Genomic DNA, 26,232 nt, shown 5'->3' with positions numbered 1-26,232 from the left:
GCGGGCAGCCGGGGCCTGGGCTCCGAGGAGTGGTCCGTCCCGAAGAGTCCCCGAAGACCTCCCCGTGGACGGACTTTCCCTTGTGACGACCTGAAGGAACCCACCATGACGACGTCCGGACCTTCATCCGCCCCCGCGCAGGCCGCCCCCGCGCAGGCCGCCGCGGCACCGCCCGCCTTCGACCTCGACAACGGCAACTTCTACCGGGACCTGCTCGCCGCCGCCGGCGACTCCTCCGGCGCCAGCCAGGGGATCGCCCCCACCGACCTGCCCCTCATCCTCTGGATCGAGGACATCATGCAGACGGCGTGGTTCGACGCGCTCGCGCCCTACCACCCCACCGCGGTCGGCGTGCACTCCCGCATCGCCCGCCGCCCCGCCGCCGAGGCGGCCACCAACCGCAACAAGAACATCGCCGCCCTGCACGCCGCGAACATCGCCGTGCGGGCCCTGTATCCCGAGCGCGCCCCCATCATGCGGCAGGTTCTCGCCATGGTCGGCCTCAACGCCGACGACGACTCCACCGACACCACCACCGCCGTCGGCATCGGCAACACAGCCGCCAAGGCCGTGCTGGAGTCCCGGATGCACGACGGCATGAACTTCCTCGGCGACGAGGGCGGCAAGTACCACGGCCGGCCGTACGCCGACTACACCGGCTACGTGCCCGTCAACACCCCCTACGAGCTGTCCGACCCCTCCCGCTGGCAGCCCGCCCTCACCACGCACCGCCGACGCGCCGGCGGCGGACCGGGCGACGAGGGCGTCTTCGCCGCCCAGCACTTCCTCACCCCGCACCTGGGCCGGGTCACCGCCCACACCTTCCGCGACCCGGACCACATCAAGCTCACCCACCCCGCCCACACCGACCACACCGGCCCCGCCTACCGGCACGCGGTCGACGAGATCCTCCAGGCCTCGGCCGGTCTCACCGACGAGCACAAGGTGAAGGCGGAGTTCTTCGACAACGCCTACCAGGGCGTCCTGCAGGCCACGAAGTACGCGGCCCTCGCCCACAACGCCGACCTCGACCTCGACGGCTGGATCCACCTGCTGTTCACCAGCTCCGTCGCCAAGTTCGACAGCCTGATCGCCGCCTGGCACCACAAGCGCGAGTACGACGCCGTACGGCCCTTCAGCGCCGTCCGCCACATCCACGGCGACCGCCCGGTCACCGCCTGGGGCGGAGCGGGCAAGGGCACCGTCGACGACCTGCCCGCCAACGCGTGGGCGAGCTACCTGCCGGTGTCGAACCACCCCGAGTACCCGTGCGGCACCACCGCCGTCATCGCCGCGGAGGCCCAGGCCGCCCGCCGCTTCTTCGACGACGACGTCCTGAACTGGACCGTCAAGGCCGCCGCCGGCTCCTCCCTGATCGAGCCCGGCGCCGTCCCCGCCAAGGACCTCGAACTGCGCTACGCCACCTGGACCGACTTCGAGAAGGACGCCGCCCACAGCCGCGTGTGGGCCGGCCTGCACTTCCGGGAGACCGCCGAACAGTCCCTGGAGTTCGGCACCCAGTTCGGCGACCGCGCCTACGACTTCGTACAGCGCCACATCAACGGCGACGTCGAGGACTGACCGCGACCACGTCGGCGGGCCCCCTACCCCCCCTCGGGGCCCGCCGCCGAAACCCGTGCGGCCGCGGAGTCACAGGACGGCCGCCGAGATCGTCCCGAGCGCGACGGCTCGAGTTCTTTCGATGGGAGACATTCATGGCAACCCCCAAGTCAGCCCCCGCGCCCGGGCCGAGTGCGCCCACGGCCGACCCCCGGCGGTGGCTGATCCTCGCTGTCATCTGCACCGCCTACCTGATGGTGGGCCTCGACCTGACGGTGATGAACCTCGCGCTGCCGTCCGCGCAGGACGACCTCGGATTCAGCGACGCCGACCGGCAGTGGATCGTCACCGCCTACGCCCTGCCCTTCGGCAGCCTGCTGCTGTTCTGCGGACGCCTGTCCGACGTGATCGGCCGCAAGGAGACCTTCCTCGGCGGCGTGGCCGGCTTCGTCATCGCCTCCGCCGTCGGCGGAGCCGCCAACAGCTTCGCCATGCTGGTGACCGCCCGCGCCTTCCAGGGCGCCTTCGCCGCCATGCTGGCCCCGGCCGTCCTCGCCCTGGTCGCCACCACGTTCATCGACCCCCAGGAGAAGAGCAAGGCCTTCGCCGTCTTCAGCGGCGTCGCCTCCAGCGGCGCGGCCCTCGGCCTGATCATCGGCGGCGCCCTCACCTCCGCCCTGGACTGGCGCTGGTGCATGTACGTCAACGTTGTCATCGGCGGTGCCGCCCTCATCGGCGGCCAGATGTGGATGCGCAAGCAGCCCAAGGCCGGCGCCCGCATGGACGTCCCCGGTGTGCTGCTCGCCTCCGTCGGCATGTTCTGCGTGGTCTACGGCTTCTCCAACGCCGCCGAGCACAGCTGGAGCACCCCCTCCGCCTGGGGCTACCTCGTCGTCGCCGCCGTCCTGCTGATCGCCTTCGCCGCCTGGCAGTCACGCGCCGCCAACCCGCTGCTGCCGCCGCGCATCGTCCTCGACCGCAACCGCGGCGCCGCCTATCTGACCGTGTTCTTCGTCGGCATCGGCCTGTTCGGCATCATGCTGTTCCTGATCTACTTCCTGCAGAACAACCTGGGCTACTCCGCCATCAAATCCGGCGTCGTCCTGCTGCCGATGATCGTGTTCACCACCGTCGCCGCCGGCGTCGGCGCCGTGAAGCTGCTCCCCAAGCACGGCCCCAAGCCGCTGATCACCCTCGGCATGCTGCTGAACGCGGTCGGCCTGGCCTGGCTCACCCAGATCGACGCCCACTCCAGCTACGCGGCCGACATCCTCGGCCCGACCCTCGCCGTCGGCTTCGGCATGGGTCTGGTCTACTCCGCCGCCGCCCGCACCGGCACCGCCGGCGTCGCGCCGCAGGAGGCCGGCATCGCCTCGGCGTGCATCAACACCGGCCAGCAGCTCGGCGGCGCCGTCGGCACCGCGCTGCTCAACACCATCGCCGCCACCGCCGCCAGCGGCTGGCTGGACAGCCACGTCACGGGCAAGCCGACCGCCGAGCAGCTCGGCCTCGCCGCGATCGACGGCTACACCACCGTCTTCTGGTGGTGCGCCGCCTTCTTCGCCTTCGGCGCCCTCGCCGCCGGCGTGCTGCTGCGCTCCGGCCCGCTGCCCGCACCCGCCGAGGCGGGCGCACCGCAGCCCACCGAACAGAGCGAGTCGGCACACTCCTGACCACCCCTCCACCCCGGCCTCCTGTGACCGTGTCACAGGAGGCCGGGCCGGTTCGTCCTAGGTCCACCAGGAGACAACGCAGCGCGCACGCGCCGCACGCACCCTCCGGCACATGGAAGAAGGCCGGCCCCGCATCGAGACCGACCACCAGGAGCGCCAGGAGCTCGCCGCTTTTCGGCTACTTCATCCCGGCTGAGACCAGGAGAAGCGAGCGTGAACCGGATCGAGGAGTTCGAGCAGGCGCGCCCCCTGCTGCTGTCGATCGCCCGCCGGTTCCTGGGCCGTGGCCACAAGGCCGAGGACGCGGTGCACGAGACCTGGCTGTGCTACGAGACCCAGCCCGCGCAAGCTCCTTCGGACCGGGCGTTCCTGTCGGCCACGGTGGCCCGCATCTCCCTCGACATGCTGCAGCCACGGCGTCCCGAGCACCCGCCGCCCCAACCGGCCCCGTCCCCGTCAGCGGCCGCCGTGGCGCTGCTGGAGGGGCTGCCCCCGCTAGAGCGCGCGGTCTTCGTCCTGCGGGAGATCTTCGGCTGCGGCCCGCCGGAGATCGCAGCGGCCCTGGGCCGTACCCAGGCGGCCTGCGACCGGCTCGCCGCCGCCGTGCCGAGGGCCGGCGACGGACGCGGCACGAACCGCTGGCCGGGGCGTATAGAGGGGGCGGAGGCAGTGGCCCGGGCGCTGGCCGCGATCGGCCCGTCGCTGACCCGCATAGCCGTCACGATGGAACCGCAGCAGGTGGGCCGCCGGCCGGGCGCGGTCTTCCGCGACCGTGAGGGCACGGTTCTCTGCGCGCTGGCTTTCGACGTTCTCGAAGGGCGGATCCAGACCATCCGCTGGCTGACCCGCCCATATACGTGTCCGTCCCGCCCGACGCCGGCACCGTGAGCAACGGCCGTACGCGGGGCGGGACGAACGCGGGGAGCCCGGACCTCAGTCGGCGGCGGGAGCCGAGACGTCGGCGATCAGGTCGGAGAGGTCGGGGTTGAACAGGGCGTCGTTGCGGGCGAGTCCGGAGATCAGCTGGACGAAGTCCACATGGGCGTCGTTCTTCTTCTCCGGGTCGGTGATCGTCTGGGCTAGGTCGAAGTAGAAGCCCTTGGTCTTCGAGCGGTCGTAGAACCCCTCCACGAAGACGCGGATCCTGTCGAAGAAGTCCTTGTACGCGGAGGCGTACCGGTCGAGCGCCTTCTCCTCGATCTGCGGGTGCTCGATGATCTGGTCGACGATCTTCGCCAGGGAGCTGGCCGCCATGGTCGCGAGCGCGACACCGGGCGAGAACAGCGGGTCCACGAACGCGGCGGCGTCGCCGACCAGCACCCAGCCGTTCCCGTAGAAGCGCTCGTTGGTGTACGACCAGTCGCGCGCACTGCGGAAGCCCGCGGTCTGGTGGGCGTCCTTGAGGAGTTCCTTCAGCTTGCCGCTCTTCGCCACCTGGGACCTGAAGAGGTCCTCCAGGGACTGCTCCGACGCCTTCGCGGTGGCCGAAGGTGTCACGAAGCCGACGCTGAAGACACCCTTGTCGATCGGGATGCCCCAGAACCAGCCGTCCTTGACGCCCTCGATGAGGATGTTGCTCCACTCGTCACCGGGCAGCCGGTGGCAGCCGTCGAAGTACGTCCACACCGCGACGTTCCGCAGCTGCTCGTGCCAGTTGACCTCGGAGTACTTGCGGCCGATCACCCGGGCCTGCCCGGAGGCGTCGATGATCAGGGAGCCACGGGTCTCGACGACGCCCTCGACGCCGCGCACGGCGTAGCTGACGCCCACGGCACGGCCGTTCTCCTCGATGGTGTCCTTCACCGTCGCCTCTTCCACGACGATGGCACCCAGCTCGCGCGCCCGGTCCAGAATCATCGTGTCCAGGTCGGCGCGGCGCGTGTGGTAGGCGTACGGGATCTTTCCACCGGTGGCGAACGCGAAGTTCCACGGGATCTCGTTGTTGCCCCAGACCACCGTGCCGCCGTACTTGCGCTCGAAGCCCTTCGCCTCCATGCGCTCGGTCAGGCCGAGTTCCGCCATAGGAAGCATGAATCCGGGAATGAGCGACTCCCCGATGTGATAGCGGGGGAACCGCTCACGGTCGAGGACGAGAACACGACGACCGCGCTCGGCGAGAAGCCCTGCGGCGGTCGCACCGGCGGGCCCGCCGCCGATGATGATGACGTCGAAATCGTCGGTTATCCCTTGCAGAGTGGACGACATGCGAGACCTTCCCCAGATCCGGTGTTCGCGCGTCGAGTGCGGACAGGAATCCCTCCGTTGTCGCACATCGCGCTCACCGAACAGCGTGCAGGGGCCAATCACCCGGTGTCATCGCTGAAATTGCTCAGCCGATTCTCCGCCGAATCTGAGTAGGCCACGTATGTCCGCGGAAACAACCGAGGAAGTCCGCCGACTGCCCATGTAATCCGACATTCCTTCCGGCATCCCCACAGGAATACTCAGGCCGGCATCGGAACATCCGTCAGAACAACTCAGGGCCCAGTCGGGAAGCACTCGAAGAAGACGCGGCCCTCCCTCAAGCACGCGGCTGAAAAATGCTGTTGGCCCCTACCGGAGCCGCGGCACCGCAGCACCCCTGACCCTCCGCTGCCGGTCCGTTCCTCATGCCGCCTGCCGACGGCCCGCCCGCGCCCCGTGCCCCGCACAGGAACGCGGGCGGGCCCTCGCCCACGGAGACGGATGTCATGGATACGCATCAGACCACGTCATTGCTTGCAGGCCTGGCTGCCTTGGTGGTCATGGCGCGCTTGCTGGGCGCGTTGGCCCGGCGGCTGGGCCAACCCGCGGTGATCGGCGAGGTTCTCGCCGGTATCGCGCTGGGGCCGACCCTGTTCCACGGGGCGATCTCGGATGCCCTGTTCCCGGGCGATATCCGGTTGCTGCTGGCCGCGTTGGCCGCGGTCGGTGTCGCCGTCTTCATGTTCATCGTGGGCCTGGAGTGGGATGCCTCGATGATCAGGGGCTCGGGGAGTCTCGCCGCGACCGTCTCGGCCAGCTCGATCCTGTTGCCGTTCGGCTTGGGCTCGCTCCTCGCCCTGTACTTGATGGACGATTACGGCACTGGGGACAAGACGGCGTTCATGCTGTTCATGGGGATCGCGATGTCGATCACGGCGTTCCCGGTGCTGGCGCGCATCTTGACGGACCGGCAGATGACCCGCACCCCGCTCGGTGTGGTGGCTTTGGCGTGCGCGTCCATCGATGACGTGCTGGCGTGGTCGCTGCTGGCTGCGGTGGTGGCGATCAGCGGTTCGGCGGGTCCGGACCAGTGGCGCATCCTGCTCGCGATCCCGTACCTGCTGGGCATGCTGTTCGTGGTGCGGCCGCTGCTCCAGCGCGCGGTGTCCCGCCGCCCCGACCTGCGGCTGAGCCCCACCGTCCTGGCAGGCGTCCTCGCGGGCCTGCTGCTGTCGGCGGCGGCCACGGAGTGGGTGGGCCTGCACTACATCTTCGGGGCGTTCCTGTTCGGCATGGTCCTGCCCCGCACCGGCACCGAGCAGCTGCGCGCCGAGGTCCATGAGCGGCTGGGTCAGATGAACAACACGCTGCTGCTGCCGGTGTTCTTCCTCGTCGCGGGCCTCAAGGTCGACCTGTCCGACGTTGGCACGGCGGGGTTGGGGGCGCTGGCGCTGATCCTGCTGGTGGCGGTCGGCGGCAAGTTCACGGGCGCGTTCGTCGCCGCCCGCTTGAACAAGATGCCGCTGCGGCAGTCGGCGGCCCTCGCCACGCTGATGAACACGCGCGGCCTGACGGAGTTGATCGTCCTCAACGTGGGTCTGCAGCTGGGCTTCATCGGCAAGGACCTGTACTCCCTGATGGTCGTCATGGCTGTCCTCACCACTGCCATGGCCGGCCCCCTGCTGACCTGGCTCATCGGCCGCCCGACGGAGAACGTCCGGCACCGAGACCACGAGCCCACAGAAACCCTGCCGACCACGCCACTCAAGAGGGCCGCCTAGCCACACCCCACCGCCCCGCCCCCCACTCCTCCCGCACCTCCCCAATGAAAGGGCCCCTTCATGGCCACGGATGTCCCACCCCGCCCAAGCCCACAGGAGTTCGTCGACGGCACCCCGATGAGCCGCAGGCAGTGGCTCATCGTCGTACTGGGCCTGCTGACGATGATCGCCGACGGTCTCGACTCCACCGTCGTCTCCTTCGTCTATCCCAGGATCCGCGACGACTGGGGCACCGAGATGAGCACGGTCACCGCCATCGTGACGGCGAGCGTGCTGGCGATGATCATCGGCGGCGCCGCCGCGGGCCCGCTCGCCGACCGTTACGGCCGCAAGAGCGTCGCCGTCACCGGCATCGCGGTGTTCGGCCTCGGCACGGCCTGCCTGGGACTCACCCAGAACGTAGCCTCCTTCGCCGCACTGCGACTCATCGCCTGCCTCGGCCTCGGCGCCATCCTGCCGACCGTGATGGCGCTGGTCGCGGACTGGACACCGGCGGCACGCCGGGTCCAGTCGGTCGCGCTGGCCTTCTCCGGAGTCACCGGCGGCATCGTCCTCGGCGGCATCCTCGCCTCGCTCCTCGTGCCCGCCGTCGGTTGGCACACCCTGCTGCTGGTGAGCGGCATCGCCCCCCTGCTGCTGATCCCCGCGGTCCTCCGCTACGTCCCCGAGTCCGTCGGCGTCCTCGCCGCCCGAGGCGCGTCCCCGGCCCGCATACGCGCCGCCCTGGCCGCCGTCGCCCCGGACCAGGACGTCTCCCACGTGGAATACGCTCCCGCCGCCGAACAGCGACCGGAACGCCGCCCGGCGAAGGTCGTCCTCTCCCGCGGCCTCGCCCGCACCACCGTGCTGATCTGGCTCAGCTTCTTCCTGGGCCAGGGCATCGGCGCCGGACTCATCACCTACCTGCCGCTGCTGGCCGAACGGACTGGCCTGACCTCGTCACAGGCCGCCGTGGCCGTGGCCGCGTTCGGCTGGGGCGGCCTGACAGGACAGCTGTCGGTGTCCTTCATCCTCAAGCGCTACGACCGCTTCCGCGTCCTGTGGACCCTGTGGGCGGCCACCGCGATCGGCTTCGCGGTCGCCTCCCTGGTGGCCACCCACTTCGCCGCGCTCATCGCGCTGATGTTCGTCCTCGGCCTGTGCCTGCCGGCGGCCAACTCCGCGCTCCAGGCGATCGCCGCGGTCGCCTATCCGGCTTCTGCCCGCGCCACGGGCGTCAGCTGGGCCAACACCGCGGGCAAGCTCGGCCCCGTCGCCAGCGGCCTGCTCGGCGGCCTGATGGTCGACGCAGGCTGGTCCCTGGGCACGGTCCTGCTCACCCTGGTCCTGCCGGTCGCCATCTGCGTAGCAGCAGCACTGGCCCTCAAAACCCGCGCCAACCACCCCCAGCACCTCAACCCAACCCCGACCTCACCCCACCCCCGCCCCACCCGGGCTCTGGCCTCAGAACAGTCCTGACGACACGCTGTGGCCCCCCGAAACCTGGGGGGCCCGCCGATCGGCGACGTCGCGTGAAGTCCACCATCCCGAACACGATGGACGTGATCTTGGACGAGAGCTATCACGCCCGGACGTTGCCGAACGCAAGGCGCGTGAGTGCTGTGGCGGGGCTCAGAACACGCCTGGTACGCCAGCGCCAGCCCTGACCAGACCATCGACCAGGTCAGGCTGACCACGGTCACGATGAGGGCACAAACGGCGTGGTCAGCCGCTGGTCAGCCCGACCATGCGGCGACCACGGGCGGCTGCGCGACGGGTGCGGTCACGGTTGCGCGCCTGCGCAACGGACGGTGCGAAACCGCGAAACGGCACCCATGTCGGCGTGCGCAGTCGGAGGTTCGGCCGTACACGACAGGGACGTGCACACCAGGCTGCGCGGTCTTGCGCACGCAGCCTTTCCAGAGACCCGTCCGGCGTTGCGCAACGAGAAAGCCGCCGCACCGGTACCCACCCCTCACGGTTGCGCGGCCCGCGTTGCGCATCGAGTCTGCGCGATGGTGCGCAGTCAGGTTGCGCAGCTGGGCTCGGCCAGGTTGGAGCCGCAGCGCGGTCTGCCCCACCTGCCTGGACCGGTCGCCCTGCACCGCGGAACTTGCCATCGGTTGGTCGTGGGGCTGGCGGCCGTTCGGTCAGTCCTGGTCAGGGTGGGACTCGTCTTCTTCGAAAAGCCAGCTGGCGAGTTCGTCGGCCCACTGCACGGCCCAGGTACGTAGAGCGGCGATGGTGGCTGCGTCGAGGCCATAGGCGGCGAAGGCTTCGTCATCGGTCCACTCGGCGCCCGCGAGGTTGGCCTGGAGGTCTTCTCGTTCGAAACGCCCCCGGGCGTGTCGCCGCCCGAATTCCTCGAGGTCGGCTGTGCTCCAACGCCGAGAGGCCGCGAACACGTCGATCAGATCCCGGGGGGCGCCCCTGTCCCCCAGGGCGCGTACCTTCGTGCCGATCACGTCTTCTTCTGCGAGTACGGGCCCGTACGGGCTGTCGGCGACGGGACGCCAGAAGATCTCCTTGAGGATGTCGACCTCGACCTCCTGGCCGGTATCCGGGTCGCGGACGGCGAAGCGAGCGGACAGCGGGGCTGTTTCCAGGGACTGCACCTGCCAGCCGCGCTCCTGAAGGCCGCTGCGGAGGGCGGCGGCGATGTCCGCCATGGGAGCGGGATTCTCGGTGGCGACGTCGAGATCCTGACTGGGACGGCTGACCAGACGGTGCGCGCGCACCGCGTACCCGCCAGTCAACACGAGCGGGTAGGGAGAGCCCAGGGTGATCACGTCCGCCAGGAGCCGTGCGTGCAGCTCCGGCATGTCCTGACTCACGCAGCCGCCCGGCCGCGGGCGGCCAGCTGAGGGAAGGCTTCTTCCCACACGGTGCGCACCGTACGGCCGACCAGACGACGCAGCGTGGGCCACAGCTCCAGCAGAACATCGTGATTCAAGAAAGCTGTCAGGTCCTCGCGCAGGCCTTCGTGCAGCACGGTCCGGTACAGCCCCATGCGCTGACGCGGCTTGTCCAGGTCGTAGGAGGTCAACCCGGACCACGCCACATGCAGCGGAAGATCCACCACACCCCGTACCGGGCCCCGCAACTCATCCAAAGACGCAGGCAGGCGCTGATGGAACTTCTGCCGGTACAACGAAAGATCTTCCGCGTACGCTCCCGCAGAATCGGGCCTGGAGGTGGGCGAGTGGGCACTGTCTGCCATATCGCCATTATGGAGGCGGGCGTGGCGAACCATGAGCCGGACGAGGCCACCCCTGCTCACGAGATGACTACGGTCATGTGCGGATCTACCGCGCAGCCGGACGACGGGCAGCACTCGCTGAGGGCCAGGTCCGGACCCACAGCGCTGGAAGGCCGGTCCGGGTCGCTGTGGGCCGACGCCGCCGAGTGCGGTCCCTGCCACCCAGGGTGGCGTCATGAGGACGGGATCTCGCCCAACCTTTCACGAACAGCCGATCACTGCGTGACCACCACAAGCAGGGTTACGTTCACCGGCCATGCGAAAGATCATCACTTGCGGCCTGCTGGCCGTCGCGGCCCTTTCCACCGCCACGCCTGCCTTCGCTGACGACGACACCAACTTCGGCGGCGGGATCAACCCTGCGAACAACTGGAACTTCACCGCCTCTGACGTCTGCCTCCAGGAACTCGCCGTGGTCCCCGCTCTGAGCGACTGGACCGGCAACCACCAAAACAACTGCTCCAACGGCAACGTCATCGATCACTCCGGCAGCGGCGCCCTGCTGCCCGGGCACTGACAGCACCACACCCACGGAGCCCCGCCCGGGAAGGCCCTGTCCCCGACGTAAGCAACCGTGGGTTGACACGACCGAGCGGCTCTCAGGACTGAGGGCCGCTCAGTACAGCCCACCCGTCATCCAGCCCTGCGCCCGCCCGTCAGCCTGCCGAAGGGGCTACCCAGGACACGGACTGCTCCGTCGCGGTCGCGGGCCGCCAGACGGGCGCTGAGGGCCCGTCACGGAGCAGATCCGCCAGCGGCGCCGCCAGGATGGGCACCTGGCGTATGTAGTCGGCTCCGGCCAGCCGGGCGGCCGCGCGCAGCGCGCTCAGCCGGTTCTCAACACCGGCCGATCCGGTGCCGTCCAGGACGAACAACAGGCGTGGGAAGAGCGGATACCGCCGCCGCCATTCCTCCTGGGCTTCCTGGACAGTGCCGCCGCGCGGCCGGCCGACCGGCACCGGTACGTACCGGTACAGCCGTTCATAGGCACCAATCTTCGCGGCCAGGCGTTCGGGCCCCATGGTGGCGCGGTCGATTTCCACGAACGCCCGCAGCATCGACCAGTCATGCTCGCTGTCACCGGTGCGCCGGTAGTAGAGCAGGGCGTCGGGGATGACCGCTTCCCCGCCACCGAGCGGGTGGTAGACCTCCGGGATCCAGTCCAACGGCTGGCACATGTCCCCGCGGCGGCGGGCGTCCTGCACGAACGCCAGCGCGGTCTGCGTCACCGTCAGCACATGTCCCGCCCGCAGCCGGGCCGCCGTGCGATCCGTCGCCAGCCGTGACGGCCGCCAGTCGCGTAACTCCGCAAACCCTCCGGCGACCTCTGCGCCGTACTGGGTGACGAACCAGGCCCGTGTCCGGCCTGCCTGAGGCAGCGTCACACGATCAATCAACCCCTCGTCGCGCAGCTTGGCCAGCCGTCGCCGCGTCTGCTCGACCCGCGCCCCGGGCGCGATCATCAAGTGCATCTGCTCAGTGGTGGCCATCCGGTGCTGCGCCACGACCGCCAGCGCCAGCCGGTCCCCGCCCCCTGCGTCCATGCTCGCCACGGCCCTGCCCCTCTCGTGCCAGGCCGGCACCACCAGGTTGAGGTGCCGCGCACGAGACAGGCCAGCAGTCGGCCCCGACCAGAACTCTGACCGTCAAGGCCCGACCAGCGTCACGATGCGATAACCCCGCCGATAACCCCTCCCACGAACCCGCCGTAGACCAGGCCGACAACCCCTTCCACAACTGCTGGCACCCACAGCAGACCTGACGGAGTATCCGCAGCTCACCACCCCTGAACAGGCATGGTCGGCAGCCCGACATCCCCCTCTGCACATCCCGACGCCCCCAGACAAGAAGAAGGAGAAGGGAGGGGCGGGGACGGGTGTGGGTGCGCCTCGGGGGATCGGGGCGCCGTCCTTCTGCTTGCGCGTCGGCGGGCCTCCGCGCTCGAGGCGTCGCGCTGTCGTTCCACCGCACACGGTGGAACGACAGCCGCGCGCATCGGCCCGCCTCTACGCTGGCCTATTCAGCACAGCGGCGGGGTGTCGGGGGATGTGGATGGGGGCCCTCCACCTTGGTCGTGGACACCTCGACAATGGATCTTGAGTCCGGAGAGAGGAGTCCCAGGTGGGGACCTACAAGTACTCGACGGAGTTCCGGGCTGACGCGGTGGCGTTGGCCCGTTCGTCGGGCCGGCCTGTCTCACGCATTGCCGCCGAGCTCGGCGTGCATCACGAGACGCTGCGGCAGTGGATCAAGACGGCGGAGAAGGCCGACAGGCCCGAAACGGTTGCGGCGTCGGCGAAGGACGCGGAGATCGCGGCCTTGCGCAAGCAGGTGCGCGAGCTGGAGATGGAACGTGACATCCTGCGCCGGGCGGCCAAGATTGTGCGGGCGAGACGAACTGGTGAGCCGCTTCGAGTTCGTTGCCGACCACCGCGGCGCCTTCGGCGTGAAGCGGCTGTGCACCGTCTTGAACCTGTCGAAGTCCGGGTTCTACCGGTGGCTGAAGACCGCGCCGGCCCGCGCCGCGAAGAAGGCCGCGGACGCCGCACTCACCCGGCGGATACGCCAGGTCCACGCAGAGTCCGGGAGGACGTACGGGGCCAAGCGGATCACCGCCGGGCTTCGCGCGGACGGCTTGATGGTGAACCGCAAGCGCGTCGAGCGGCTCATGCGTCAACACGCTGTCCGGGGAAGGAGGTTGAAGCGGCGGCACCGCATCATCGTTCCGAACCCCGCCGCCCAGGCGGTGCCCGATCTGCTGCGGCGCAACTTCACCGCATCCGCGCCCAACCGGGCCTGGGTCGGTGACATCACCTATCTGCCCATCGTCGGCGGGACGTTCCTGTATTTGGCCACCGTCATCGACGTGTACTCCCGTCGCCTGCTGGGCTGGTCGATAGCCGATCACATGCGGACCGAGCTCGTCACCGACGCGCTCAACGCGGCCGTCCGCACTCGCGGCGGCCAGGTGAACGGCGTCATTTTCCACAGCGATCACGGGGCTCAGTACGGGGCGAAGGCATTCGCCGACGCCTGTCACCGGGCCGGGATCCGCCGGTCCATGGGAGCGGTCGGCACATCCGCGGACAACGCCGCCGCGGAGTCGTTCTTCGCATCGCTGAAGCGGGAGATCCGGCCCGGCCGACGCGCCTGGCCGACCGAACGGGCCGCGCGACTCGCAGTCTTCCGCTGGCTCGGCTTCTACAACCACCAGCGCCGGCACTCCACGATCGGCTACCTCGCGCCGGTCGGCTACGAACAGAGATCAACTACGCTGGCCATTGCTGCATGACAACCGGTCTCCACGATCAAGGTGGAAGCCCCGCCGCTGTAAAAGATCTCACCGACACTTTGGCACTCGACGGCGACGTCAAGCGCGGCCGCCCGCCCCGGCTCGCCTTCCACGATCAGGTCCTGGCGGCCGTCCTTCACCTGCGGGTCGCCTTGGTCGCGTAACCCCTGTAGTGCTCCTCGGCAGTAGCCGCACCGCCATGCACCGCACCCTGCTGAAGATTAGGACCCTGCTCAAGGCCCACGGCATCAGCATCCCCCGGCGACCACCCCACCCGCTGCCCTCGCAACCCTCCACGCCCGGGTCATCGCCCTGACCAACAACCCCAATACCAAGAGCAAGACGCCATGTTGATGATCTGCAAGCTCTTAGCTTGGTGTTTAACCTTTGACCGTTCACCTGACCTGCTGATCTTGGTTCTTTCCCGGGACAGCAGGGCGGCCGTTCTTCACGCTTCGAGGTGTCGAGCAACGTCGCGTGAAGGAACGGCCGCTGGTGAAGAGTCTCGCCGCTGAACAGTCCGCTGACGCCGCGTTGGGCGTCCTGTCCCACTTACGTGTCGAGTTCTACGACTGCCTCTACACCCGGGCGGATGCGCTCTTCGAGCTCACGCGAGTTCGTGGCCGCCTACGGCCCTGGCGCGTTTTCCCGCTCCAGCTCCCGGGCTTCGTCAAGCGAGGTGATGACCACGCCGATGAGGACGTTGACCAGGACGAAGGAAGCCAGGGGTCACGGTGGAGCGGTCAGGGGACGGGCGACTGCGCGGCCGTTCTGCCACGTGCTCGGTATCGCCCGCCTGCCCAACCGCACTCTGACCGGATGACGAAGAAACGAGCAGGTCACCCACCACGTCAGAGATCATCTGCGGGACAAGTCTTAGGGAGCGGTGGCCGTGTAGGCCTGGCTGTTGCTGTTACTGGCCCCGGGACTGTTGAAGTTGCTGTTCGTGTTGATGTTGTTGTACACGGGGATCAGGCCGCTGAGGTTGACGGGGAGGATGGACCCACCGTCCCCGTTCCCGCTGCCCCCTCCGCCCCCGTTGGGGCAGTCGCCGCCGGTAATGGTGGTGGGGTCAGTGGCGCTCGCCGCAATACCGGTGGTGTCGTCCCGCACGGCCACGACGTTCGTGACGGAACAGGGCGCGTCGTTCGCGACATCAACGGTCAGAACGATGGTGAACCCGGACGTGGGCGCCGCGTAGACACGAGTGGTGGAGCAGCGCAGGACGTTGCTTCCCCGGCTGCCACTGCAATCGACGGTCGTGTCGTCGGTGGTGGCGATCCGGTAGTCGGCGACGGTCAGCCCCTCCGGGAGAGCGTCGCCCAGGGTCGTGCCCGCTTGAGTGAACGAATCGCCCCGGTTGGAGACCTTGATGGTGTATTCGCCGATTCCGCCCCTGGGGAAGGTGCCCACGTGGGTCTTGGTGATGCGCAGCTGGGCTACCGCGGCCGCTGGGGTGGCTCCCAGGCCCAAAGTCAGCACTGCGCTCAACCCGAGGACGGTTCCGAGGGCAGATGCGCGTCGTTGCAGTACGTGCGTGGCCATGGTCAGCCCTTTCTCTCATGTGAGGAGTCCGAGGCAGCGCAGCCCCGGTTCGAGGCCTACCCAGGCGGGTGAGGCCACCGTTGGGATCACGGGTGAACGGTCAACTGATGAGCCGGCCCAGGCCGACGTGACCGGCCCCGGCCGGCGCCAGCCCGGACGTGAGACCGACGACCTGGCGGCGGGCGTCTTGAACCGTCGGAGCGACGAAGTCGAGCGACAGGAGGTTGTCCAGGCTGAGGGGACCGGCCGTGGCGGAGCCGAGCCCCGCACGTCCGGCGGCCTGCGCGGCTGGTGTGCAGAGAAGGACCAGAGCGATGGCCAGAGCGGTGCCTGCTGCCACGCGGACAGCTGTGTGTGCCATAAATCCTTCAACGCCCCGAGCTCCGCCCGGTAATGGAGTGAGGGTCTGGCCCGGTCCTGATTCCCCCGAGTGGCCCGCAGGAGGCGGGCTTGGAGCACGTACAGGCAGTCGAACCCGGTGCCGTCACCTGAGGACGGAGGACGCCCGTGTGGTCGGAAAGCTGCTCCTCAGACTGTCCGGAGCAGGAAGAGCACCGAGATCTCCGTGCTCCTTCGGCCGCACCGTCCGCAGCTACATCACACGACAACTTGTCACCTGACGAAGAGCCAGGCTACTGACTACAGGGCGCGGCCTCGGCAGATTCGGTCTCTCACCTCTCGCCGCGAAGAGGCGGGCAACTGACCACATCAGGTGGTGTAGTGCCAGTTGCGCCGTGTCCGGGGTGCCCGCACGAGTACATGGACAGGGTGTGCAGGTGACGAATCGAGCGGATCATCCCTGTGTGCTGCCGTCAGACCCTTCCTGGATCCATGACGCCAGACACGTGCGGGACATCGTTGCCTGTCTGGCGGCTGCGGCGGCCCTCGCCCATGACCACGGCGAGCCTGAGCGGTACGTCCTGCCGCACCTGCCGTACCAGGTCGCGGCAGACACGCTCGGCCAGATCGGCTCCGACGTGGAGCCCGCTCGGAGTGACGGCGTGTATCTGATGGCCCTGCCGTCCTTCCAGCTGGACGCCCTGTGGCAGGTCCTGGGCGTCCTGCGACGAGCACGGGACGGCGACCAGGACGCCGCTGAGGTCCTGGACCTCGTCTCCGACTACGCTGCCCGCTGCTTCCTCCCACCGCGGCGTGTGGACGACGTGGTCACCGGCCTGGAGCGCGTCCTGGCCGTCCTCACACTGGACATTCCCGCCGTCCGCACCGTGGCCACCACTCTGCTCCTGGAGGGCGAGCGCGACGACGACTTCCGTTCGGCGTGCGACGACCTGGTCGCGGCGTGGCGGGCCGCTGGCATCGCTCACTGACGGGACCCGGCACCACTGCTCCGGGGCGGATGGCCGGCCGTGCGGGGCAGCGGCGGCCCAGCTGAGAACGGCACGCGCAACGACAAGCGTTTCTGCGTGGCCGCGAGCTTGATCGATCTCAAGGAGAGGGGCCGCCGGCCTTGCTGCAGCGGCGTCTTGCGGCGCCGCGTCCGGGTGGCACGAGGCCCCGGCCGTTGCGACACGCAGGCCGGCGTCTCGCGGTGCACTTCATTGACCAGCCGGTCCAACGAGTGACCGATGGCCGGGTCACACCGTCCCGAACAGGGGCACGTCGCCGGGCTCCATGTCGGTGCGGATAGCTGGTATCGGATACGTATTCATCCCCTGCGGTATTCCGTTGGCGGGTGGTGTCAGATTGCAGGGTCCGCCAGTGTGAAAGGGCGCCCCGGCAGTAGCTTCTTGTGACGGTGTGTGAGGTATTGGGGGCTTGTGGCTGGGAGTTGGTGGCCAGGACTAGGGCGCATCCAACGAAACCAGCCGACGGCTCGCCAGCGTCCTTCTCGGCAGGGCGACGGGGGCTGCATATGGCCGGACATCAGCAAAGGCGACAGCGGGTGCGCTTGGCTCAACGCAGGCCCGCGCCCGCTCGCGTCCGAGCCCGTAGCCGGGCGGCCCGTCTCCGTGGACTCCCATGGGTCACGATCGCAACGGTGATCGGGGTCGTCGCAGCCATTGGGGGGCTCATTTTCTCTGGCATCGCCACGTACTACGGGGCCTTGGTTTCGGCCGACCAGTTAGATCAAACCCGTGAGGCGGCGCAGACTGCCGCCCGGGATCAGGCGAACCACATCTCCTTCTGGACTGAAGACGAAGGAAGAGCGGTGACATTTCACGTGCAGAACCGCTCGCCAGACCCGGTACCCAGCATCTATCTCATGGTTGCGGGGTGGGGTACGGTCCACGCTGAGGGGTTGCCGCCAGATGAAAACGCCTACGTGTATTGGATCCGAACGGCGCCGCCAGTGCCTCCCTGTGCCGAGCTTGTCTTCACGACCAAAGGCCTCTCCGCGACCATGGTTCGCCTGCGTCCATTGGCTATGGGCAAGGTAGACGCCGTGAAGCCAGAGTGGTTCGCCGCACTTCGATTCGCGGATCGCGACGGCCAGACGTGGGAGCGAACGAGGTGGTCGCTCCAATCAATAGATGAATCGGCCTCTCCAGTCGAGATGGCGGGCCTGGGTGAGTGGTCCGCTTACCAGGCCAACTCCGCGGACGTTCTCCCTCTCCCTAAGGTGAAGAGAGCCGTTGCCTGTGGCGGAGACAACTGAGTTGCCGAACTGCGCTTCCTCCAGGGCGAGTTGCTGCGATCATCCACGTGTCACCCGGTGAGCGACACGAACCGAGACATCAGCATGACGTGGCCCTACGCAGGGTGCGTCCGAAGTGACACACAATTCGAACAAGCGATCTAATGTCGGTATGGACGTGACCGCTTTCCCCGACGACCTCGTACAGACGCAAGCCGCCTGGAACGCCACCTACCAAGCACTCGCCGCACCCCGTCCCCGCGACACCACCGCCCTGCGCCGCCGTCTGCTGCTCCTGTCCGTGCGGCTGTGGTGGCACCCCTACTGGGAGACCGTCTCCTCGATGCCGGCGGCGCGCTCCGAGCTCCGCCACCTCGCCCGCGTCCACGGCGCTGTCCCGGCGCCGTGACCGGTCACTGTGCATGGTGACGCCGGCCTTGCGGCAGCTGCGTCGCGCGATGCCGCGTCCGGGTGGCACGAGACCCCGGCCGCTGTCATGGCGGCCGGGGTCTTGCGGTGCACTTCGTCGACCAGTTGGGCTAACGAGTGACCGACGGCTGGCGTCACGCCGTCCCGAACAGGGGCACGTCGCCTGGCTCCATGTCGGTGCGGATACGGGTCGCCCGTACCGGATGGCGCCACCGTCCCGCCTGGTCTCTGGCGACGTCCACGGCGACCTCCGCCACGACGTCGGGCACGACCAGGCGCACCGACAGGTGCTCCCGCGATCCCCATCCCACACTGAAGGTGCGTGCCGTCCATGGGTGGCCGCCGTCTGCGGCGTGCAGCTGGTCGGCGAGGCTCTGCCGTACGGCCGCGTTCAGCGTGGTGGTGCGGCCGGTGTACCGGAAGTACCCCTCGCCGTCGTAGCGGCCCAGCAGTGCGGTGGTGGGGGCGTGCAGGCTGCCGGTGACCGCGCCGACGATCGCCTCACTGGTGTGCCGCGCCTTGTACTTGGTCCACCCATGCCCGCCCGGCACGTATCTGCTCGCCAGGGGCCGGAACACCAGGCCCTCGATGCCGACGGCCGGGTAGTCGGCGAGCCAGCGGGCCGCCTGCTGGGGGTCGGTCGTGGTCGGGCACAGCGACCACGTCGCCAACAGACGGGGTGACGGAATACCCAGGCTGGGTCAGGGGGCCGGGCGGCCGCCGCGCGTCCGTCGGCGCTCGTGCCCCGCTGGGTTCTTGGATTGGGAACGCGCGCCGGATGCGGACTGTGTGCTGGTAAGGGGCCGTTCGTGCGTCCCCGGCGGCGCGGAGAACACCCAGACACACCCGCCGTGACTCTACGTGTACGGTTGCTCACTAATTGTTGTGAATGGGAAGGCCCCTCATGAACCTCGCCTGCACGCGCGCCGGTCACCGACTCGCCGCTACGGCCGCCCTCATCGCCGCGGCCGTACTCACCGTCGTCACCGCACATCCCGCAGCCGCACAGGATTCCTTCCGGATCGAGACTTACAACGGGGGATGCCTGGAAATCGCGGACGCCAGTACGCACAACGGCGCCCCGCTCCAGCAGTACCGCTGCCTTGGCACGGACAACCAGCTCTTCACGACGCAAGACACCGGAGACGGAGACGGCTCCGTCAGGATCAAGACCTTCGCCGGCAAGTGCCTGGAAGTCCTGGACAGTGATCCGCCCGCCGACGACACGATCGTGCAGGGGGACTGCGACGACCGCTACTCCATCCAGGAGTTCCAAATCCACGACCTAGGCGGCGGTGAAGTCGCCATCGAGGTCAACCACCTGTTCTTGACCGTCGAAGAAGGACACGGCGGATTTCTCGCCCCGGTCGTGGTGCACGACGGCTCACCCGGCGGCCACCAGGTATTCACACTCGTCAACTGACCCCCACGCCCGCCTCTCACGTCCGGCGCTCACCAGTACTTCTGACCGTCCCGGGTCGGGCCGCCGAACCATCATCCACCCGGCGAACCCGGCCTCCAGCAACCAGACCCGGCCTGCCCCGGTCCCCGAGCCGCAGCCGCGGTGGATGCCGATGGTGGTGAGGTGATGCTGCTGGGCGGGGTGCAGGGTGGTCATGGTGAGCGGCTTGGAGTCGTGGGTTCAGTGGGTGGCGGTTGACTGTCTTGCTGGGTGAGCCCGCGGGTCACGTCGCCCAGCACGACTGCGCGCTGCTCTGGGGGCAGTGCAGCCGCGGCATCCACGATCTGCTGTCTGCGGGCGTCAACGTTCTCCGTCTCAACGCGTTTGGTCCTGTCTGTCAGGACGTGTGGAGTGAGCGCTACGACGGCACCGGCGAGGACGCAGACGACGACAACCCAGCCGGAGCACCGGCCACTGTGGTTATGGCGCCGATGCCGGGGACGGATACGGACGACGGGATGTTCACGCTGGTCTCCGCTGGGCAAGGCTGGGCAAGGGGCGGGGGCGGACACCTGCGTGGTGTCGTCCGCGTGGATAAGCCGCGCGGTCGGCCCAGCCCTCGGCCCGGGTGCGGTACCCGATCGAGGCGCTGGAGCCAGAGTGGCACGGATTCCGTCGGGGCATCCCCCGGCTCCCTTCTGAGTGGACTGCGGTCAGACATGGCGGCTTGGCTTCCCGCCCCCTTGCGCCCCGGGCGGGGCGGCACACAGCAGATGCGAGGAGGCGGAACTTGGTGGGAGCACGGTGACGGAGCGCTGGCCTAGCTACACAACCCCCGCGGCCGCCCTCTTTGATCCGGGGCTAGGACGTGGGTTAGCTGACTGAGGAGCAGCGATTCGGGCGGAGGGCATGGTGACGGTGGCCAGGCCTAGCCACACAAGCCCGGCGGCCCGCTCCTGGGTAGCAGCACCTTCTGCTTCCCGGCACGGGCGAGGCCCGGACCGTGATGGTCCGGGCCTCACTTGCTCAGAACCTCACCCTGGACGACGACCCAGCACGACCGGCCCCATGTGCGGAACCATTCGTTGGGAAGTTGCGCTCGAGAGAAGGGTGGGAAAAGGGCAGGATGCGCGGGGTGTTGGAGAAATAGACTCGCCCATGTGACAAGAACATGGCGGCGGCTGGCAGACCGGCTCAACGGAAAACATGATCCAGAAGTTCTCTACGAAGGGCTTCCTGATCACCTGGCTGTTCCCGTCAGGCACTGGGCCCTCGAGGCTCTGCGTAACTATGTACTTGTTGGCGTTGTCTGCTTGCGTCTGCGGCTGCCGTCCACGGTCCTCAACAGCCGTGCGCCAGATGAAGCGCTCGCCAACTACCAGGACAAGAACAACCCAATGATCTTCTTGGAGATCGTTGATGCGTTGTTGGCCGGCCTCGCGGATACCAACCCCTACTCGTCGGGGAACTACGGAGCCACCGCCAGAGACCTTCGCACGAAGCTGGACTACATCCTCACCGAAGGAGGATCGGCTTACATGGTCAACCCGGAACGCGACGGGTTGTGCCGCAGAGTCAATGAGACCCTACGCGAGTCCCTGGAAGCCGCTGTGCAGGCTGCGGACAAGCAGACGCAGGGCGCAGGCACGCATCTCCGAGAGGCTTTTTCCGCTGCCTACGGGATCAGCCCCAACCCCAGTGTTGCCTACTCTCAGTCCGTGAAAGCGGTCGAAGCGGTAGCCAACCCACTGTTTCTTCCTAAATCGCCTGAACCCACCCTGGGGGCTGTTCGATCAACCCTTGACCAGGGCAGAAACAAGTACGAGATGGTGGTGCAGGACCGGACGGGGGCGCCCGCAGGCATCAACGCAGTCGTTGAACTTCTCAACCTCCTCTGGCATGGACAACGCGACCGCCATGCCGGAGGCCCCACGAGTCAACCGGTGACGCAGGAAGCCGCGGAGACCGCCGTACACGCTGCAGCTCTCTTGGTTCATTGGATCGCGACAGGCGCGATTCGCAAGAAGTAGCAGGGGTGTCTCCCTGCCCCGCTGGGCGCAATTCGCTGCTGCATCGACTGAGGGCTACGTCCGACGGGGCTTCCCCTGGCCGTACCCGACCGCCGGGTCCGGCTCCGATGCCTATCTGGCGGCCGCACGTCAGGGCCTCACCGCGGAGTGAAAGGGCTGGCAGTGAGCGTGCCGTCGTCGTTCAGTTGGACCTGGTCGGCGAGTTGGGCGAGCAGTTGTTTCGGGCTCAGGCCAGTAGCGTGGCCCGCAGGCGACGGCTGACCTCCGCCGACAGCCACACCTGCGCCCGCAGTTCATCACGGGCGTCGCGCTGCTCCTGGCGCCAGGCGGCATGTCGGGCCGCCCAACGTTCAGCGAGCCCTACGGGATTGTCCGGCACCAGTTCCCCGCCCACCCTCACGGGCGCGTGCAGCTGCTGGGTCTCCCTCTCCCGCCGTACGGCTTCAGCGACCTTGCCCGCGACCTCCTCGGCATCCAGCCCCGGCGCCTGCCGGCGCATCGTGGCCCGCGCGACGTCCTCAGCACTCCAGATCATGCCTGCCCCCCGGCCCACCCCAGACTGAGCGCGGCCAGCTCGCCGCGCCGCTGCGCACTCGCTTTGCGAATCCGGCGCGCGCCGAAGGGTGCACGCTTGCGCCCCTGCACGTGTGGTTGGAGGTGCTGGGACGCAGGCGGGCGGGCTGTTGGGGGTGCGGGGGTGGTGGGGGTGGTGCGCGGCGGGGCGTGCGCCCCGCGCTTCTGTGTGACCTGGGCCACAGATGAGCGCTGCGGGTTTGAGGTGATTGTCGTGACATTTGATAGATGCCCAGGTCACGCACTGTTACTTCCCGGTAGTTGATAGCTCAAAGTCCTGAGGCGGGTGCGCTGCGTGAAATTCGTGTGGCCGTGCGTGAACGTTCGGCCGTTCGATGGGCTTGAGTGGTCGTCATATCCCGGTGGCCCGGAGGGAGTTGTCCCGCCCCTCGGGCCGCTTCCAGTCCCCGAGTGATGAGGAGCCATGAACGACAACCACCCTGCCCGCAGCGGTATCGACAGCAGTCTCACGCTGAGCTACCAGGCCGAGTACATCTCCGACCAGAAGGCGTTCCACGACTACGCCTACGCCGTGCTCGGAGACGACGACGCCACCGAACAAGCGGTGCACACCGCGATGGCCCTGGTACGCGACAGCTGGGACGAACTGCTGGTGGAAAGCAACATCAAGCAGCAGCTGTGGGCCATCGTGCGCGGGGTGGTGCAGCAGTACCGCGAGCGCGCGGAACGCAACGCCATCGCCGCGGGCCTGGACGACTACCGCCAGGGACTGCGCGAACTGGAGGGCGACCAGGGCGTGTTCGACGCTCTCACCGCGCTGCCCCGGAGCAGTTCGACGCGGTCGTCCTGCGCTGCGTCCTGGGCTACAAGCCCGAGAACATCGCCTGGTACATGGGCCTGAGCCAGGACGTGGTCCGCCGCCACGTCCGCAACGGCAAAGCGCGCATCGAGCAGGCCGTGCCCTCGCTGCTGAAGAAGACCCCGGACACCGTCCCCGACGACCACCACGAGAGGGACACCAAGGAATGAGCATGCGCCGATCCAAGGCCGAATCATCCCGTCCCGCCAGAACCCTCGATGAGATCCTCGCGGCCGCGGGCCAGGAACTCCAGGCCCGCCGCCGCCCGTTCGACGAAGCCGCAGGACTTCGCCGGCTGGCCCGCCAGACCGAACCGACCCCGCTCAAAGGCGCCGCCACGGTCACCCGGGCCCGCCACCAGCTGTCCGTCATGACCAGCCTGTTCCTGCGCGACCAGCACGCACCCGCCCACATTCGGGAACTCCCCGCCCGCCTCGGCGACGACGGCAACGACGCCCCGGCCCAGTCGCCGTCCGAGGACCTCGATCTCGACGGCGCCCACCTGTTCGGCTGCATGCTCCACCTGGCCGGACACCCCCTCAGCGCCCAGTTCTGGTGGGAACTGGCCGCCGGCGCCGACCACGTCGGCGCCGTCTACTGCTTTACCTGCACCACCTCGGACAAGGCGCCGGCGCCGAAGCCCTGCACTGGATCCACTCCCTGCGCTGGCGGCACGCCGACATCGACGAAGTCTTCCTGCTCGGCACCGGCCGCTTCATGGAGTGGATGTACGAACACCGGCCCCCCTCCGCCCACCCCGATCTGCTCGGCGAAGTCGTCCGCCTCGCCCTGCGCCAAGACGACCAGTTCCTGGTCTGCCGGCCCGAACGCCAACTCGCTGAACGCCTCAAACGCTCCCACTGAGCCACCGCACCACACACGGCGAAGAGCTCGCCGCGGTCACCGGTTTGGAGGCCACCGACCGCACACGAGCCCTTCGTCAGAGAAGCACCCTCACGAAAAGAGCCCTCTCATGGCGAAGCGTACGCCCCGACGCACCCGAAAACCCCGAACCAAGAAGGACCGCAAGAGCCGCCAGAGCAAACGGCGCCTGATCTCCATCGCCTGGCGCGCCCCCGGCCGCGGTCGGCGCCAGCGCCGCGATCTCCAGCGCCACCTGCTACGCGGCGCCGCCTACAGCACGGGCGCTGGCATCGTCGGCCTCGTCTTCTGGTGGCTGCGGCTCCGCTTCCACGTCGTCTGACCCCACCAAGCGAGGAAGGCGCGCTCAGGCGACCCTCGTCGTGAACCCCGCGCCAGCACTCACCAGTCCTCCCCGCAGCGGCACCGGATCCGCCGCCACGAGCCAGCCACAGGCTGGCTCCGGATCCGGTGTCGTGGGAAGCCCATCGGCCCTGGACAGATGACGGTGAAGCCGGGCCCGGATCGGTGCCAGAGTCCTACGCTGAAACGCAGCACCGTGGCGTGGTTTCGGGGGACACGATGAACGCGATCGACATGCCTGACAAGGCACCTGCCAGCACGTCAGAGGATGTGTGGTTCATCAGTCATGCGGGTGCGGATCGGGCGTGGGCGGAGTGGATCGCCTGGCAGCTCCTGGACGCTGGCTTCGAGGTGGAGTTGGACTGCTGGGACTGGGGTGCGGGTGACAGTTTCATCGCGAAGATGAACGCCGCGTTGGGGCGGGGCCGGATGCTGGCCCTGTACTCCCCGGCGTATTTCGAGCCCGAGCGTTTCACCACGATGGAGTGGGAGGCGATGGTGGCGATGCGGGAGAAGATCACTCCGGTCCGTATCGCCGAGGTCACCCCGCCGCCTGTGCTGCGGCCGTTGATCGCTCCGGACCTGTTCGGCATGGACGACCACACCGCCCGCGAAACACTGTTGCGGGCCATCAACGGTCCGTCCCGGCCGAGTGTGGCGCCGGGGCGGCCGCCGGGGATGCTGTCGAGGATCGGCGGTACCGGCCCCCGTCTGCCGGGGAGTCTGCCGCGGGTGCGGAACCTGCCGGCACGCAACGCGACGTTCACCGGCCGCGACAGCATGCTGGTACACCTGCGTGAAGCGCTCGCGTCCGGGCAGCGAGTGGCAGTTCAAGCCCTGCACGGCCGGGGTGGGGTCGGCAAGACCCAGCTCGCCCTCGAGTACGCCTACCGTTTCGCCGGCGAGTACGATTTCGCCTGGTGGATCGCTTCGGAAGACCCCGCCCTGATCCCCGACCAACTCGCCCAGCTTGCCATCCGCGCCGCTATCGCGCCTGCGGGAACATCACCGGCCGCCGCAGTCGAGCTGCTGCTGGCTGAGCTGGGAGCAATGTCACGCTGGCTGCTGGTCTTCGACAACGCCGAAACCCCCGACGCCCTCGCCCCGTTCCTGCCCGGCGGGCCCGGCCATGTGCTGATCACCTCCCGCAACCCCCTGTGGACCAGCTACGCCGTTCCCGTCGACGTCGACACTCTCTCCCGGACCGAGTCGGTGTCCCTGCTGCGCGCGCAGGGCGCGGCCCTGACCGACGGCGACGCCGACGACATCGCCGCCACCTTGGGCGACCTCCCGCTCGCCCTCACGCAAGCGGCCGCATTGTTGACCCGGGGCCTGTCGGCGACGGATCTGAAGGAGGAGCTGGCGGCGAATTTGGTGGAGGTGATGAAGCGCAACCCTCCGCCCGGCTACCCGGCCGGTTTGGCCGCGCAGGTCCGCCTGACCCATTCCCGCCTCCAAGCGCAGCATGCCGGGGCGGCCGCGGTGGTGAATGCGCTGGCTCTGCTGGCTCCCGAACCCTTCCCCCTGACTTCATGCGCCGGCCGGCTTCCCGAGCAGGCGTCCGTGCTTATTGGGGAGGCGGTGGGTTCGCGGTTGGCAGCGGTGGACGCGGTGGAGGCCATCGCCCGCCACGGTCTGACCCGGATCCAGGACGGCACCGTGCACCTGCACCGCCTCACCCAGGACCTGCTCACAGGGCAGATGACCGGTCCCGAACGCGATCAGGCGTGGGCGGATGCCGAAACCCTCCTGACCGCGGCCTCCCCCGGGCCCGCCAGCGATCCGCTGAGGTGGCCAGCCTGGCAGGTCCTGCTCCCGCACGTCCTGGCCGTCGACCCTGCCCGGTTCACCACTCACCAAGGACGGCTCGTCCTGGCGGAAACGT

26 protein-coding genes and 1 pseudogene are annotated in these 26,232 nt (G+C 68.6%); 18 read left to right on the top strand and 9 right to left on the bottom strand.

Translation table 11 applies throughout. From position 1 onward, the window contains the following. Window positions 1–105 precede the first annotated feature (105 nt). The 3 genes from CRP56_RS43090 (at window position 106) to CRP56_RS43080 (ending at window position 4,121) form a co-directional block, all read left to right on the top strand. Window positions 106–1,581, top strand: a complete 1,476-nt coding sequence (locus CRP56_RS43090) for a DUF6851 domain-containing protein (protein ID WP_097275145.1) — start codon at window positions 106–108, stop codon at window positions 1,579–1,581. 134 nt (window positions 1,582–1,715) lie between these two features. Then, the gene (locus tag CRP56_RS43085; protein ID WP_257042156.1) at window positions 1,716–3,233 is read left to right on the top strand and encodes an MFS transporter; all 1,518 of its coding nucleotides are present in this window, start codon (window positions 1,716–1,718) and stop codon (window positions 3,231–3,233) included. A 213-nt stretch (window positions 3,234–3,446) separates the two neighbouring features. Then, the gene (locus tag CRP56_RS43080) at window positions 3,447–4,121 is read left to right on the top strand and encodes a sigma factor-like helix-turn-helix DNA-binding protein (RefSeq protein WP_097275143.1); all 675 of its coding nucleotides are present in this window, start codon (window positions 3,447–3,449) and stop codon (window positions 4,119–4,121) included. Window positions 4,122–4,166: 45 nt separating this feature from the next. Here the strand turns inward: CRP56_RS43080 and CRP56_RS43075 are convergent, their stop codons facing one another. Next, window positions 4,167–5,438 carry an NAD(P)/FAD-dependent oxidoreductase gene (locus CRP56_RS43075; protein ID WP_097275141.1) on the bottom strand — a complete coding sequence of 424 codons (1,272 nt, stop codon included), beginning with the start codon at window positions 5,436–5,438 and terminating at the stop codon, window positions 4,167–4,169. A 485-nt stretch (window positions 5,439–5,923) separates the two neighbouring features. Between CRP56_RS43075 and CRP56_RS43070 the strand changes: the two genes are divergently transcribed. Together CRP56_RS43070 and CRP56_RS43065 are read left to right on the top strand one after the other, a co-directional pair. Beyond that, window positions 5,924–7,198 (top strand): cation:proton antiporter domain-containing protein, encoded by a 1,275-nt coding sequence (locus CRP56_RS43070; RefSeq protein ID WP_097275139.1) that lies wholly within the window; start codon window positions 5,924–5,926, stop codon window positions 7,196–7,198. Between the two features lie 60 nt (window positions 7,199–7,258). Further along, window positions 7,259–8,656: an MFS transporter gene (locus tag CRP56_RS43065; protein ID WP_257042152.1), complete on the top strand. Its 1,398-nt coding sequence runs from the start codon at window positions 7,259–7,261 to the stop codon at window positions 8,654–8,656. 671 nt (window positions 8,657–9,327) lie between these two features. On the opposite strand, the gene CRP56_RS43060 is transcribed toward CRP56_RS43065, so the two are convergent. Together CRP56_RS43060 and CRP56_RS43055 are read right to left on the bottom strand one after the other, a co-directional pair. After that, entirely contained in the window at window positions 9,328–9,999 is a 672-nt protein-coding gene (locus CRP56_RS43060) for a nucleotidyl transferase AbiEii/AbiGii toxin family protein (RefSeq protein WP_097275135.1), read from the bottom strand. A gap of 8 nt (window positions 10,000–10,007) precedes the next feature. Then, complete coding sequence (locus CRP56_RS43055) at window positions 10,008–10,397, bottom strand: hypothetical protein (protein ID WP_097275713.1); 390 nt, start codon at window positions 10,395–10,397, stop codon at window positions 10,008–10,010. A 295-nt stretch (window positions 10,398–10,692) separates the two neighbouring features. Here CRP56_RS43055 and CRP56_RS43050 point away from each other — a divergent pair, with 295 nt between their 5' ends. Next, complete coding sequence (locus CRP56_RS43050) at window positions 10,693–10,953, top strand: hypothetical protein (protein WP_097275133.1); 261 nt, start codon at window positions 10,693–10,695, stop codon at window positions 10,951–10,953. Between the two features lie 139 nt (window positions 10,954–11,092). Here CRP56_RS43050 and CRP56_RS43045 read toward each other — a convergent pair whose 3' ends face one another. After that, window positions 11,093–11,980, bottom strand: a complete 888-nt coding sequence (locus CRP56_RS43045) for a replication-relaxation family protein (RefSeq protein WP_257042343.1) — start codon at window positions 11,978–11,980, stop codon at window positions 11,093–11,095. A 577-nt stretch (window positions 11,981–12,557) separates the two neighbouring features. Between CRP56_RS43045 and CRP56_RS43040 the strand changes: the two genes are divergently transcribed. Both CRP56_RS43040 and CRP56_RS48805 read left to right on the top strand, forming a co-directional pair. Further along, a protein-coding gene (locus CRP56_RS43040) for an IS3 family transposase (RefSeq protein WP_373559782.1) occupies window positions 12,558–13,728 on the top strand; the annotation gives its coding sequence in 2 pieces (ribosomal slippage) (window positions 12,558–12,823 and window positions 12,822–13,728; 1,173 coding nt in all). 38 nt (window positions 13,729–13,766) lie between these two features. Continuing rightward, a pseudogene (locus tag CRP56_RS48805) lies at window positions 13,767–14,082 on the top strand (ISAzo13 family transposase); the annotation flags it as partial. Window positions 14,083–14,604: 522 nt separating this feature from the next. On the opposite strand, the gene CRP56_RS43030 reads toward CRP56_RS48805, so the two are convergent. Both CRP56_RS43030 and CRP56_RS43025 read right to left on the bottom strand, forming a co-directional pair. Continuing rightward, window positions 14,605–15,273 carry a DUF11 domain-containing protein gene (locus tag CRP56_RS43030; protein WP_097275129.1) on the bottom strand — a complete coding sequence of 223 codons (669 nt, stop codon included), beginning with the start codon at window positions 15,271–15,273 and terminating at the stop codon, window positions 14,605–14,607. A gap of 100 nt (window positions 15,274–15,373) precedes the next feature. Continuing rightward, window positions 15,374–15,634 (bottom strand): hypothetical protein, encoded by a 261-nt coding sequence (locus CRP56_RS43025; RefSeq protein WP_143665005.1) that lies wholly within the window; start codon window positions 15,632–15,634, stop codon window positions 15,374–15,376. Window positions 15,635–16,118: 484 nt separating this feature from the next. Between CRP56_RS43025 and CRP56_RS43020 the strand changes: the two genes are divergently transcribed. The 3 genes from CRP56_RS43020 (at window position 16,119) to CRP56_RS43015 (ending at window position 18,278) form a co-directional block, all read left to right on the top strand. After that, window positions 16,119–16,601: a hypothetical protein gene (locus CRP56_RS43020; RefSeq protein ID WP_097275125.1), complete on the top strand. Its 483-nt coding sequence runs from the start codon at window positions 16,119–16,121 to the stop codon at window positions 16,599–16,601. 671 nt (window positions 16,602–17,272) lie between these two features. Beyond that, entirely contained in the window at window positions 17,273–17,890 is a 618-nt protein-coding gene (locus tag CRP56_RS47320) for a hypothetical protein (protein ID WP_143665004.1), read from the top strand. A gap of 151 nt (window positions 17,891–18,041) precedes the next feature. Continuing rightward, on the top strand, window positions 18,042–18,278 hold the full coding sequence (locus CRP56_RS43015) for a hypothetical protein (protein ID WP_097275123.1): 237 nt from the start codon (window positions 18,042–18,044) through the stop codon (window positions 18,276–18,278). A gap of 154 nt (window positions 18,279–18,432) precedes the next feature. Here CRP56_RS43015 and CRP56_RS43010 read toward each other — a convergent pair whose 3' ends face one another. After that, complete coding sequence (locus CRP56_RS43010) at window positions 18,433–18,969, bottom strand: hypothetical protein (RefSeq protein ID WP_097275122.1); 537 nt, start codon at window positions 18,967–18,969, stop codon at window positions 18,433–18,435. Between the two features lie 233 nt (window positions 18,970–19,202). Between CRP56_RS43010 and CRP56_RS43005 the strand changes: the two genes are divergently transcribed. Further along, complete coding sequence (locus tag CRP56_RS43005) at window positions 19,203–19,721, top strand: RICIN domain-containing protein (protein ID WP_179851370.1); 519 nt, start codon at window positions 19,203–19,205, stop codon at window positions 19,719–19,721. Between the two features lie 1,139 nt (window positions 19,722–20,860). Further along, window positions 20,861–21,730, top strand: a complete 870-nt coding sequence (locus CRP56_RS47315; protein WP_143665003.1) for a hypothetical protein — start codon at window positions 20,861–20,863, stop codon at window positions 21,728–21,730. 226 nt (window positions 21,731–21,956) lie between these two features. Here CRP56_RS47315 and CRP56_RS43000 read toward each other — a convergent pair whose 3' ends face one another. Then, window positions 21,957–22,265, bottom strand: a complete 309-nt coding sequence (locus CRP56_RS43000) for a hypothetical protein (RefSeq protein WP_257042148.1) — start codon at window positions 22,263–22,265, stop codon at window positions 21,957–21,959. Between the two features lie 462 nt (window positions 22,266–22,727). On the opposite strand from CRP56_RS43000, the gene CRP56_RS42995 reads away from it, so the two are divergent. Both CRP56_RS42995 and CRP56_RS47875 read left to right on the top strand, forming a co-directional pair. Then, window positions 22,728–23,165: a hypothetical protein gene (locus tag CRP56_RS42995; protein ID WP_097275117.1), complete on the top strand. Its 438-nt coding sequence runs from the start codon at window positions 22,728–22,730 to the stop codon at window positions 23,163–23,165. Further along, window positions 23,156–23,293 carry a hypothetical protein gene (locus CRP56_RS47875; protein WP_179851369.1) on the top strand — a complete coding sequence of 46 codons (138 nt, stop codon included), beginning with the start codon at window positions 23,156–23,158 and terminating at the stop codon, window positions 23,291–23,293. Before CRP56_RS42995 ends, CRP56_RS47875 begins: the two co-directional genes overlap by 10 nt. A gap of 23 nt (window positions 23,294–23,316) precedes the next feature. Here CRP56_RS47875 and CRP56_RS42990 read toward each other — a convergent pair whose 3' ends face one another. Then, window positions 23,317–23,646 carry a hypothetical protein gene (locus CRP56_RS42990; RefSeq protein WP_143665002.1) on the bottom strand — a complete coding sequence of 110 codons (330 nt, stop codon included), beginning with the start codon at window positions 23,644–23,646 and terminating at the stop codon, window positions 23,317–23,319. A gap of 32 nt (window positions 23,647–23,678) precedes the next feature. Between CRP56_RS42990 and CRP56_RS47310 the strand changes: the two genes are divergently transcribed. The 3 genes from CRP56_RS47310 to fxsT form a co-directional block, all read left to right on the top strand. Beyond that, entirely contained in the window at window positions 23,679–23,987 is a 309-nt protein-coding gene (locus CRP56_RS47310; RefSeq protein ID WP_143665001.1) for a hypothetical protein, read from the top strand. Between the two features lie 109 nt (window positions 23,988–24,096). Then, on the top strand, window positions 24,097–24,327 hold the full coding sequence (locus CRP56_RS42980; RefSeq protein ID WP_097275112.1) for a hypothetical protein: 231 nt from the start codon (window positions 24,097–24,099) through the stop codon (window positions 24,325–24,327). Window positions 24,328–24,566: 239 nt separating this feature from the next. Continuing rightward, window positions 24,567–26,232, top strand: a 1,666-nt coding sequence (fxsT, locus tag CRP56_RS42975; RefSeq protein WP_143665000.1) for an FxSxx-COOH system tetratricopeptide repeat protein, incomplete at its 3' end; no start/stop codon positions are given.

This window comes from Streptomyces sp. TLI_55, assembly GCF_900206255.1.
Lineage (GTDB): Bacteria > Actinomycetota > Actinomycetes > Streptomycetales > Streptomycetaceae > Streptomyces > Streptomyces aquilus.
Note: the sequence above shows the minus strand (reverse complement) of the source record. Positions and strands in the feature narration are given on the sequence as shown.

Bases quoted from the DNA above. Each gene is read 5' to 3' on its own strand.
- CRP56_RS43085 (WP_257042156.1), top strand. From the start codon at position 1,716: ATGGCAACCCCCAAGTCAGCCCCCGCGCCCGGGCCGAGTGCGCCCACG.
- CRP56_RS43050 (WP_097275133.1), top strand. From the start codon at position 10,693: ATGCGAAAGATCATCACTTGCGGCCTGCTGGCCGTCGCGGCCCTTTCC.
- CRP56_RS42980 (WP_097275112.1), top strand. From the start codon at position 24,097: ATGGCGAAGCGTACGCCCCGACGCACCCGAAAACCCCGAACCAAGAAG.
- CRP56_RS43005 (WP_179851370.1), top strand. From the start codon at position 19,203: ATGAACCTCGCCTGCACGCGCGCCGGTCACCGACTCGCCGCTACGGCC.
- CRP56_RS43025 (WP_143665005.1), bottom strand. From the start codon at position 15,634: ATGGCACACACAGCTGTCCGCGTGGCAGCAGGCACCGCTCTGGCCATC.
- CRP56_RS43065 (WP_257042152.1), top strand. From the start codon at position 7,259: ATGGCCACGGATGTCCCACCCCGCCCAAGCCCACAGGAGTTCGTCGAC.
- CRP56_RS43070 (WP_097275139.1), top strand. From the start codon at position 5,924: ATGGATACGCATCAGACCACGTCATTGCTTGCAGGCCTGGCTGCCTTG.
- CRP56_RS42995 (WP_097275117.1), top strand. From the start codon at position 22,728: ATGAACGACAACCACCCTGCCCGCAGCGGTATCGACAGCAGTCTCACG.
- CRP56_RS43015 (WP_097275123.1), top strand. From the start codon at position 18,042: ATGGACGTGACCGCTTTCCCCGACGACCTCGTACAGACGCAAGCCGCC.
- CRP56_RS43030 (WP_097275129.1), bottom strand. From the start codon at position 15,273: ATGGCCACGCACGTACTGCAACGACGCGCATCTGCCCTCGGAACCGTC.
- CRP56_RS43090 (WP_097275145.1), top strand. From the start codon at position 106: ATGACGACGTCCGGACCTTCATCCGCCCCCGCGCAGGCCGCCCCCGCG.
- CRP56_RS47875 (WP_179851369.1), top strand. From the start codon at position 23,156: ATGGGCCTGAGCCAGGACGTGGTCCGCCGCCACGTCCGCAACGGCAAA.
- CRP56_RS43045 (WP_257042343.1), bottom strand. From the start codon at position 11,980: ATGGACGCAGGGGGCGGGGACCGGCTGGCGCTGGCGGTCGTGGCGCAG.
- CRP56_RS43075 (WP_097275141.1), bottom strand. From the start codon at position 5,438: ATGTCGTCCACTCTGCAAGGGATAACCGACGATTTCGACGTCATCATC.
- CRP56_RS43060 (WP_097275135.1), bottom strand. From the start codon at position 9,999: ATGCCGGAGCTGCACGCACGGCTCCTGGCGGACGTGATCACCCTGGGC.
- CRP56_RS43000 (WP_257042148.1), bottom strand. From the start codon at position 22,265: ATGATCTGGAGTGCTGAGGACGTCGCGCGGGCCACGATGCGCCGGCAG.
- CRP56_RS43055 (WP_097275713.1), bottom strand. From the start codon at position 10,397: ATGGCAGACAGTGCCCACTCGCCCACCTCCAGGCCCGATTCTGCGGGA.